Here is a 10,775-nt window from a genome sequence, read left to right on the forward strand (position 1 = left end):
TTGTAATGATCACATCACTGACTGACATAGCATGTGCTTTATAATCTGCCGGTGGATTATCGTTGAACATAGCGTACAAATCATCCAGCTTTTCATTTTCATGTAATCTGCCAGAATAGACACATTTATAATTGGCCGCATCGATTGTAATGCCATCTTCTTTAACCATTACCATATTCATAAATAAACGTTGTTTTCCCGGTGTGTCTTCATCCACATGATAAATCGCATAGCGGTCACCATTACCTCTGAACATTTCTTCCTCTAGGGTATAATCATACTTAAATGGGTACATAGCCCGATCAACTCTCTCCGAAATATCCGTCCATTCTGTAATCGTGTCTTCCAGCCAGTTTTGGATATCTCCCCATGATTCAAACTGTAGATAGCCGGCAATTTCATGCGTCCCATCCGGCGCCAGTACAATATGTCCCGGTTCGCTTTCCCGATAATCATAGTGGTATCCGGCTGCTTCCAGTGCATCTACCAGAATTCCGTATTTTTCATGTAATTCTGTTTTCTGTTTTTCTTCAAGAGTGATTTCCAGTTCTTCTGTCAGCTGATCAATCATTTCACCAGCTGTCTTGCGGATCACATCCATAGATGCTTTCATTTCCTTCATTTCCCGGCTGCTACTCCAACCTGCAATGTAAGGAAAACTATAATCCGATGTATCCAAACCAAAGGAAGAGCACACACAGTAAGCAACGGATTCAGCCTCGACCTCTTTTGTCAATCGGTCTTTTTCTACACCAAGGCTTTCCATGATTTCCCTGTCATGCAATTTTGCATGGGCTGTTTCATGAATAGCAGTCTTTAAGGTCTGGCTTTCACTGAGTCCTTTTTTGATCACAATTTCCTTATCTGCATTGTGATAATATCCATTGGCATTGCCATCGATCTCATCGAATCGTATCGGTACTGGGGATATTTTCTGAATAGCCTGCATGAAAGAATCAAAATCCTGTACAGCTGCAGTCAGTAATTCCGGTGCCAGTGTCTGTATCGGTTCTCCGGATGTCTGAGCAATATCAAATACCGTAACTGCTTTAAAATGCGGAACTGTAACTTCCAGCTGTTCAGTCTTAGGTTTTCCATCGCTTCCCATGATCGGTCGCTGATTTTCATCCAGAACCTCTTTTTCCTTCATTTTCTTATATGGTGCCGGGGCAATGATTGTAATTCCTTTTTCACCTTTCATGACCTGTCTACCCATGGACTGCCAGTTTTTGTAGCTGGTAACAAGTGTGGCATCCGGTCGCTGCATAGCGATCAGCATTGTATTGTTAAAGGAATAATTGTGAAACTTTGCCATGGTTTTAAGAAATTCCTGATAGCGGTTACTTGTAAATAGTTCTTCCACACCGGATTCCAGTGACTGCATAATGCTGTCCATATCTTTTCCCTGGACCGGCAGTGGAATAGTAGTAGTTTTGTTTTGTTCTGTCATAATACTCCTTTCCAAAAAAGCCCCACGACATTGTGTTTATGCCGCAGGGCTTTTTATTAGTTGACGAGATGATTATTTTTTATTAAAGTTCCATATCGTGCTTCTTTGTTTTCGGTTTCTGATCCGGCTGTTCTTTTCCTGCTTTCTCTGTTTTTGCAGCCTGCGCTTCTTTTTCTTTCTGACGTTCTGTAAATCTATCGGCTTTTTCAAAGACGTGATCCTTTGTGTCAAAGTGATATACATCATTGGTAAGGCGTTCTGCTGGTGCTACCTGAGTCGCATTGACTTCTTTTACCATATCTCTTAACATTTCAGCATCCACTTGCCCGTCATCCGGTAAAATCAGCATTTCATGGATGGATGATGGCAAAATAAAGAAATCATTTCCCAGAAGTTCCCCCATGTTATCCATGAATTCCGGATAAAAGATCACACCGGCACCATCAACTCTTTCTGTATTTGTAACAACAAAGAATGTCGGCATCTCACTTGATTCCTGCAATGTTTCCTGCAACATTTCACGTTCATCCGGTGTCAGCATGAGAATATTTTTCTGATACATTTCATCTATCAATGCACCTATACTTGATACCTCCGGGACCATAACTCGCGGTGAACTTTTCATAGCATCTTCATGAAGCTGTTCTGCTGAGATTCCATACTGTTCAAGCAGATCATTCTTGATAAACATGGAACTTAATCCATTCTCATCCTTGTCTACTACCACATGATAGGTAATTGCGAGGTCTTCTTTCAGTTGGTGTGGAGCATTTTCGAGGACTTCCTTATTTGCTTCGGCTGATGATACACGAATAAACAGCTTGTCCTTCACATCTTCATAATTAAAAATAGCTTTCAGATCAACCTGTATCGGTGCCTCAACAACTATATCCGCAATCTTTCTGCATACAGTTTCCATTGTTACACCAGGCTGTGCTTTATATGCTTCATACAGCTGGTTAAGATTGATCGTCGGGGTAAGCATCTCACCTTCTTTTCTCACCATCAGTCCCGTATAGGCACGGTTCAGTTTCTGACACTCCATCGTTGATACTTCTGCATTCTCATAATCCTTCGGTAAAAAGAGTCTGATATTGTCCTTTACTTCATTTACAAATTCATTAAAATTCATTCTTCGTTTCCTCCTCTAATCTGTTTTCTTATTTCTTTTTGCTTTTGTTTTTTGGTTTCTTTTTGGGAAAGGATAAAGAAAAATTCACCTTTCCGGTTTCATCTGTATCCATATGGAGATCTGCCTCAAAGTACATATTTTTCTTTCTGGAATACAGGTCTTTCATATGCACACTTCCGTTTTTCAGAAGTTCTGCAGCCATCTTTTTATCCATGGTTTTTTCCATGCTCTGCAGATAGCGGTTATCTTTCCAGAGCGCAAAGTGACAATCATGGTTGCTGCAATAGAAGTTTGGTTTGCTTTCATATACCAGGCTTCCACATACCGGACATGTTCCAATGCTTTCTCTGGTCTGAAATCTTCTTGTTTCTTCTTCGGAAATCGCATCGCATCCATTCAGCATCATGGTGAGCATATTTTTGATCCCAGTCATAAACTGTTCCGGTGCAATCTCTCCATGCTCCATCAAAAGCAACTGGTTTTCCCATTCTGCAGTCATACTTGCAGATTTCAGAAAGTCTGGCAGGATCTCCACAAGGACTTTTCCATCATCTGTTGGAAGAATCTGTTTTCCTTTTCGGGTGGCATACTGGGAATAGATCAGTTTTTCGATGATACCGGCTCTTGTTGCCGGTGTTCCTAATCCTTTCTTTTCTGTGTCTTCATCGAATTCCTTATTTCCAGCAGTTTCCATTGCCGCAAGGAGCGTATCTTCACTGTATGGTTTTGGTGGTGACGTGAAATGTTCTGTCTTTTCTGCAGCTACAACATAGAAAGTCTGCCCCTGGATTACTTTCGGCATCCGATCTTTCATTTCCTGATCTGGATCTGCGATTGCCATGCGGTCCTTATTTTTGAAGCAGTTTTCAAAGAGTTTCCATCCATCCTGCAGGACAATTTTTCCTTTTGCCTTGAAGATTTCTCCCTGGCATTCCACCTCAATCTCTGTTTCCTGGTAAATGTGATCCTTACTCATTGCCATGACCGTATGAACTGCGATCAGAAACAGAATCTTTTCTTCCCAGGATTTCAGTTCACCCAGATGACAGGATGCAAGCTCCATCGTTGGGATGATTGCATGGTGATCTGTCACTTTGCTGTTATTCATGACCTTCTTCACATCCGGCTGTTCCGGCTGATCAAAAGGACCTGTCAGCTGATATTTCTCATAAATCTGACGGACCACATTTCTTGCGGTCTGCTCCATATCTTCGGTCAGATACTGGCTGTCCGTTCTTGGATAAGTGATCAGTTTCTTTTCATACAAGCTCTGAGCAGTATCCAGTGTCTGTTTGGCTGTCATTCCGTAGATACGGTTTGCTTCTCTCTGCAGTGTGGTCAGATCATAAAGCTTTGGTGCTTTTACTTCCTTTTCTGTTTCTTTTACTGCGCTGATACTAGCTTCACTTCCCTGGCATCTGCTTCTTAACTGTTCTGCCTTATCCGGATCAAAGATTTTTGGCTTTATAGCCGGAATTCCATCACAATCGAGTTCCACATTGAAATACTTTTCTTTCTGGAAATTGCTGATCTGTCCGGCACGTTCCACCAACATGGCAAGTGTCGGTGTCTGAACCCTTCCAACGGTCAGCTTTTTGAAGTACTTTGTGGTGTAAGCTCTGGTTGCATTCATTCCTACCAGCCAGTCAGCCTGAGAACGGCATACAGCAGCTTCGGCCAGATGTCGGTATTCCTCCGCGGATCTCAGATGCTGCATTCCATCAAGGATTGCGGAATCTTCCAGAGAACTGATCCATAATCGTTTCACCGGCTTTTTACTTCCGGACAAGTCATAGACATGTTTGAAGATCAATTCTCCTTCACGTCCGGCATCACAGGCATTTACAACGTATTCAATTTCCGGACTATTAAGCAGTCTTTTTAAGATATAGAACTGATCTTTCTTATCTTCTGAGACTGTAACTTTCCAGTCTTTCGGGATGATCGGGAGATCTTCATATCTCCACTGACTAAATTTTTCATCGTAGACATCCGGTGAAACATATTCTGCCAGATGTCCAAAACACCAACTGACCATACAGTCGGTTCCTCTTAAATATCCGTCTTCTCGTTCCTGTGCTCCAATCACCTCTGCGATTGCTCTTGATACACTTGGTTTTTCTGCAATTACTAAATACAAGATGTATTACCTCCTTCACATATACAAAAGGAGAGACTGCATTTTACAGGCTCTCCGTTAAAAAAATTTTATTTATTTTTCTGAATCCTCAAAATCTTCTGGCTCGTCATCCAGTTTTTCATCATCTTCTACAGTCTCTAAGTCCCCTGTTTCTAAGCCTTCCGGCTGATCATCCTCTTCTTCTTCCTTCTTTGGCTTATAGATCTTGAAGTAGTAGTATGCTGCCACACCGCCAAGAGCCAGGATAAGGATAGTTGCCATTGCGCCCATATTAGATTTTGCAGATGATGTTTTCTCAGGATCAACAGTAGCTTCCTTGTCTACACCCTCATTATTTGTCTCATCCAGCACAACCTTCGATGTATCCGGCTGTGGTGTTACAACAGCAGCTGTACTGTCTTTATCCAGAAACTCGGACAGATCATTCTCATCAATCTGAGATAACATATAGACATTCTGGGATGTGGCACTGCGGTCAATCACGATATAGAAGGTATTATTATTCTTCGTTGTAACCGTAAGAAACTCCTTCGTGGAATCATCGGTAATGTCATCCTTAACTTCGCCATTTCCAGGTGTCGTAAATGCAGTTCCCTGGTCTGTTCCATCTTCTGGCAGCACCTCGTTTGTGTTTGTCGCCTCGTCCTTTTTCTCTTCTTTGTCTGTTGACTGTTCCGTCTGAGTTGTCTCTACTTTGGATGCCTCTGCTGATTCATCCACATAGGCAAATGCTGTGGTTGATGCAGTAAAAAGCATCATGACTCCTAACAGCAGTCCTGCCATTTTCTTATTCATTTTCTTCCATTTCACCATTCTGATATTCCTCCTTATTTTCTTTTGTGAATACAAAGGAGCCTGAACCTTCTTCGTCAGACTCCCTGCTTACCTGAAATTTAACTGTTCCATTCTGGATACCATCCAAAAGATCATACAACTGACCATTCTCCATCTTCATACCACGGATGCACCTGATCATCTCATTGTCCTCTTCCTGCTTTAATGCAGCCTGGACACCCCTAAGATATTGCTGCAGATCCGCGATCTTTTTCTCTGTCTTGGCAATTTCATCCAGATATTTTTTAATCTTTTTATTCAAACTTTCACCTCCCTTCAATCACCCATTTATGGCAGTCTTCCAAAGCACATGAAGTGTTGCTGCCAGTAGGATGTGCTGATATTTGAGTAATGGATCGGATCCCCACAATGGATCATCATATTGTTACCGACATAGATACCCACATGGCTTGCACCAGATGTGTTATACGTTCCCTGAAAGAAGATCAGATCTCCTGGTTTTGCTTCTTGCGGTGATACATAAGTACATACGCCTCTTAATCCATCCGCGGTCAATCGTCCATAGTTCCATCCATTACCACAGTGGTTAATGACATAGGATACGAAACCTGAGCAATCAAATCCGGACGGAGAGTAGCCACCCCATACATAAGGTACTCCCAGATATTTTTCTGCTTCCCGGATCATCCGGGCAAATTCTTCATCCTGCAGTGCTTCCGGTGGAATCTCATAGCTCATTCCATTACCGCCTGATCCACTGGTCACATTGTTTACATCCCACAGATAATTTCTGTTTCCATAGGTCGTATTTAATGCATTATAGATGATCAGCTGCTCCGCATTCAGATTGGCTCTTGCCAAAGCATCAAAGCTTCCATTTGTCAGTGTCACATATAGAATCTTCTTAGTGCTTGTACTGGTAACCGTTACTTCCTGACTGCCATTGTCATCTGCGATATAGGCTTCCCAGGTCTGATGTCCATGAGCAGAAGCGGCAGCATGGTTATCATAGTAAACGTCAAACTGCACACCATATCGTGCAAAGGCTCCGGTATCCTCAACTGTGTATTCCACACCATTCATTACTACCTTAGTGCCAATCGGCACAAATGGATTGGAAGCATCTACAGCAATGGTATGGTTTGCAGTTGGATATGCACCACTAGCAGTTGGTCCTCCGGACCATACACCACAACAGATTCGACAGTTACAATATCCGCTGGTCACTACCTGTCCCAATGATTCTCCGACTCGAACATTTCTGGTTTCTGTCACCGTTTCTGTTCGACCTTCAGTATTCAGATGATATTGTGCTTCAAAAAGAGCTTGCAGTTCATTTTCAACATCTGAGTACGTCCAGTCCCCATATTTTGCGGTAAGATACGAGATAAGATGGTATGGATTATGACCAATCTCAGCAATGTTGTACTGATACTCGTCATAATTCGGATGTCTTCGTTCCATCTCATTGATCTGCTGATTCAAGGCACTTTCCAAAGCAGCATATCTGTTTTCGGCAGCATAAATATCTTCGTCTGAACTTGGATACGTTGTGATACCGATCACAGATCCAGCACCCTCGATAGAAGCACTGCAGCTCCCCAGAGATACTGCTATGACAAGAAAAAGAAGCGCAAAAATACCGATACCTGCGAACATGGCACGATTACGCTTTATAATCTCTTTCAAGGCAATCTTTGCTTTTACCGTCATGTTCTCGACACCGGCAATGGTTGTCGCTCCACCTAGACTGCCAGCGGATTTTCCGGCTCTGGCTGCCCGGTATGCATCCTTATATCGTTTTTTCTGAAAGAAGCGGTTATAGAAATGTCTCTTTTGCTCAGCGTTCTTTACCGATTCTGCATGTTTGACTCCTTCCATACTTTCTGCAGAACCAAATTGCAGTTTCTTTTCTACGGTAGCCTCACGATAACCTCTGCGATGGGTTTTCACATCCGTTCGTTTGCTGCGGATCTGAGCATGACGTAGGCCACGTAACGCAGCTTCTGTTTCACGCTCTGCAAGTCTGGCACTTTCCACACCTGCATTTTCATCTGTTTCTTCCTCTTCGGGAGAGCCTGCTTTTATGCCAGATATAACAGCTTGTGTAGCAATGTATTTCCCGGCTGTCCCTCCCGGTTTCATGCCAGCACCTTTCACCATCTGATTTCCTTCATCATCAAAAGATAATCTTCCGGCTTTTGCCTGTTCTTTGGTCATCTGTTTTTGCAGCTGTTTCTTCCGAATGGATTTCTTTTGGCTGTTCAGAGTGTTATCATCATCCGGGATTTTTTCATGGCGATGCAGTTTCTTTCGATATCCGGATACTTTTTCTTCCGGTGTGACTTCAACTGTATCCTCAACAGCTTCCTGTCGGGCAGACGATTTACGGATTTTCTCCATCTGCAGTCGTTTTCCTTTTCCTGATTTTGAATCTTCATTCTCAGCCTTTTTTCGTTCCCGTTCAGGAACAAATTCTTCCTTATTTTCCGGTCGTCCCCGGCTCCTGTGACTGATATCTTTTACACTACCATCACGGAGATTTTCTTCTGTCAAACCATCCCTGGTCATCTTTGCGACCTTTTTATCTTTGCCTTTAAATTCTTTTCCAGCTATAGGTCATCACCTCCTGGCACAACTTTTCTTTCTGTACTCATTCAGTTCCTGGCGTCCAATAATCGGGATACCAGGATAACCATCTGCCTGTGTCCTGATTGCCGGAGAGCTTGCCTGAATATGAAATACCCAGTTCAGCTCACTCGGATCTCTTGGCCAGAATCCATTGATCAGCATGGCTTCCTTGAACTGGTTATTGTACAGATGGATCTGGGTTCGTTTATACAAAACTTCTTTCAGATCATCACTGGTAAGATGTGGGTAGATCTTTTGTGCCGGATAGAAATTCCAGAATACCCAGTCAAGGATAATATTCTGTGTTTCCAGCGGAAGCTCATACAGATGATAATCGTCATTAACTGTATGAACACGGTATCCAGGCTGCGCATTTTCCAGATTTTTCATCTGAATGTAAGGATTATCCTGGTTCCACTGCCTGATTCGGATCTTATCGATTTCCTTCATGTTTTTCCGCCTCCATTTCTTTCTCTCGTTTTTCAACTTCTTCCGGTTTTGTAGTCATCAAACTGTACAGTTTCAAGGTCTTATCGAACTTGTCCTTAAATGGAATAATTGTTGTTCCATAGAAGAGAAGTCCTTCACCTTCCCCGGAATTCGTCACGTAAGACAACTGATATGGGGAAATATTCAGCTGTTTTGCAAGGATCTGCCTGTCACCTGCAGCCTGGTTCAGCATCAGGATAAAATCACTGTTCTCAAAGATATTTTCAATTTCCCTGCTGGCAAGAAGATCTTTGATATTCTGTGTGATTCCAGTCGGTACGCCTCCCCATTTTCTGAATCTCTTCCAGATTTCTACGGAATAAGCTGCTGTCTGTTCTTCTTTGAGCAGAAGGTGGAATTCATCGATATAGTACCTGGTAGATTTGATACCACGGTTGATCGTAACTCTGTTCCATACCTGATCCTGGACGATGAGCATTCCGATTTTCTTCAGCTGCTTTCCAAGTTCCTTAATATCAAAGCAGACAATACGGTTATTCAGTTCCACATTGGTTCTATGGTTGAATACTTTCAGTGATCCATTTACATAGATTTCCAGTGCTGTTGCAATTCTCTGGGCCTGGGGTTCTTTCTGCTTTCTGAGGCAATCATACAGGTCACCAAGGACCGGCATATTTTCCGGTTTTGGATCTGCAAAGTACTTCTGATACACCAGTGGAAGGCAACGGTCAACCACTGATTTTTCCTCTGCTTCAATACCATCCCTGCTTCCCATAATCAGCTCACATAAGGACAGGACAAAATCGGATTTTACACCAAGTGGATTGTCATCATCGGAATAATCCATATTGATATCCATCGGATTGATATAATCCTTGCTGGTCGGTGAAATGTGTACTACCTGTCCTCCAAGTGCATGGACCAGTGGATAATACTCACCCTCCGGATCTCCGATGATAATGTCATCCTTCGTGACAAAGAAAGCATTGGTGATCTCTCTTTTTGCTGCAAAGGATTTACCGGATCCAGGCGTACCAAGGATCAGTCCATTCGGGTTTTTCAGCTTTTTACGATCCACCATGATCATGTTGTTGCTGAGTGCATTCAATCCATAATATAAGGATTCTCCTGCCATAAAAAGTTCCTGTGTCGTAAATGGAACAAAGATTGCTGTACTGGTAGTCGTAAGAGCCCGCTTGATCGGGATATGATTTACTCCCAACGGAACACTGCTCATCAATCCTTCTTCCTGCTGATAATCCAGACGTTTCAGTACACAGTTATATTTCTGTGCGATACCGGCAGTCTGGAAGATGGCATTATCCAGTGCCTGTTTTGTCTTTGCAGTATTTAAAAAGAGCGCTGTTACAAGGAACATACGCTCATTTCGTGACTGCAGATCTTCCAAAAGACGTTTGGCTTCTCCCCCATAAGTATTCAAATCCGATGGGATGATATCCATGTCGTATCCGGATCTTACCGCCTTTTTCTGCTCTTCAATTTTCATCCTGTTGATATCCGTAACCTTGCTTTTTACCAGCTTGATTGCTTTCATCTGATCCACAGACTGAACATGCAGATTGACGATGAGATTCTTATCAATATCCAGAAATTCTGCAAGCATCTTATCTGTAAGCTCCGGTGCCAGAATCTGCAAATAAGAGACTGCCCCGATGGTATTTCCCATGCGGAATGTATTTCTGTCCTTGAATACAAAACTGGTCGGTGCCACATAATCTTTGGTATTGAGTCCTGTACGGATCATGGAACCATAATCAAACTGGAAGTCTGTCATGTTATCTGGATTGAAAGTCTCATATAAAATCTGCAGTCTTTCCACCCCATTCAATGGATAAGCCGGAACTCCAAGGATCTTGAAGTTGTTCAGGATATCCGACTCAATACGTTCCAGCTTTGGCTTTGCTTCCCGGATATTGTCTGCTTCAATAGAAAAGGTGATATATTTTGATTTCACCAGTCCGTTATTTCCTTTCGCCAGCTGCTGTTTCAGCATCTTGGCATATTCCATACGAACATCGTCAAAAGCATCATCCTGAGGACGGATCCGGATGACCTGTTCAAATTCTTTCATGCTGCTTTTATGATTGATAAAACTCAGCTGAAAATGGATACTGGCATCAAAGTAATTGAGGAAATCGCACCAATTTTCAAAGATT

8 protein-coding genes are annotated in these 10,775 nt (G+C 42.6%); all 8 read right to left on the reverse strand.

Annotated features, from left to right (window positions below; genetic code table 11):
* On the reverse strand, positions 1-1,450 hold a 1,450-nt coding region (locus AB5916_RS17035), incomplete at its 3' end, for an ArdC-like ssDNA-binding domain-containing protein (RefSeq protein WP_368192037.1).
* 82 nt (positions 1,451-1,532) lie between these two features.
* A complete protein-coding gene (locus AB5916_RS17040) occupies positions 1,533-2,582 on the reverse strand; it encodes a DUF5688 family protein (RefSeq protein ID WP_343019433.1) in 1,050 nt (349 codons plus the stop codon).
* 28 nt (positions 2,583-2,610) lie between these two features.
* Positions 2,611-4,722, reverse strand: coding sequence for a DNA topoisomerase 3 (locus AB5916_RS17045; protein ID WP_343019434.1), 2,112 nt, complete (start codon positions 4,720-4,722; stop codon positions 2,611-2,613).
* A 72-nt stretch (positions 4,723-4,794) separates the two neighbouring features.
* Entirely contained in the window at positions 4,795-5,535 is a 741-nt protein-coding gene (locus AB5916_RS17050) for a CD1107 family mobile element protein (RefSeq protein ID WP_343019435.1), read from the reverse strand.
* A complete protein-coding gene (locus AB5916_RS17055) occupies positions 5,510-5,818 on the reverse strand; it encodes a DUF4315 family protein (RefSeq protein WP_118001305.1) in 309 nt (102 codons plus the stop codon). The genes AB5916_RS17050 and AB5916_RS17055 overlap by 26 nt, the downstream gene beginning before the upstream one ends.
* A gap of 26 nt (positions 5,819-5,844) precedes the next feature.
* Positions 5,845-8,088 (reverse strand): CD1108 family mobile element protein, encoded by a 2,244-nt coding sequence (locus tag AB5916_RS17060; protein WP_343019436.1) that lies wholly within the window; start codon positions 8,086-8,088, stop codon positions 5,845-5,847.
* A gap of 51 nt (positions 8,089-8,139) precedes the next feature.
* Positions 8,140-8,598, reverse strand: coding sequence for a hypothetical protein (locus tag AB5916_RS17065; protein WP_343019437.1), 459 nt, complete (start codon positions 8,596-8,598; stop codon positions 8,140-8,142).
* The coding region (locus AB5916_RS17070) for a VirB4-like conjugal transfer ATPase, CD1110 family (protein ID WP_368192039.1) at positions 8,582-10,775 on the reverse strand (2,194 nt) is incomplete at its 5' end. The genes AB5916_RS17065 and AB5916_RS17070, both read right to left, overlap by 17 nt.

The sequence above is a fragment of the Blautia sp. 1033sp1_1033st1_G9_1033SCRN_220408 genome (assembly GCF_040929965.1).
GTDB lineage: Bacteria > Bacillota > Clostridia > Lachnospirales > Lachnospiraceae > Blautia_A > Blautia_A ammoniilytica.

Coding starts and splice junctions, on each gene's coding strand:
- AB5916_RS17040 (WP_343019433.1), bottom strand. CDS start 2,582: ATGAATTTTAATGAATTTGTAAATGAAGTAAAGGACAATATCAGACTC.
- AB5916_RS17050 (WP_343019435.1), bottom strand. CDS start 5,535: ATGGTGAAATGGAAGAAAATGAATAAGAAAATGGCAGGACTGCTGTTA.
- AB5916_RS17060 (WP_343019436.1), bottom strand. CDS start 8,088: ATGACCAGGGATGGTTTGACAGAAGAAAATCTCCGTGATGGTAGTGTA.
- AB5916_RS17065 (WP_343019437.1), bottom strand. CDS start 8,598: ATGAAGGAAATCGATAAGATCCGAATCAGGCAGTGGAACCAGGATAAT.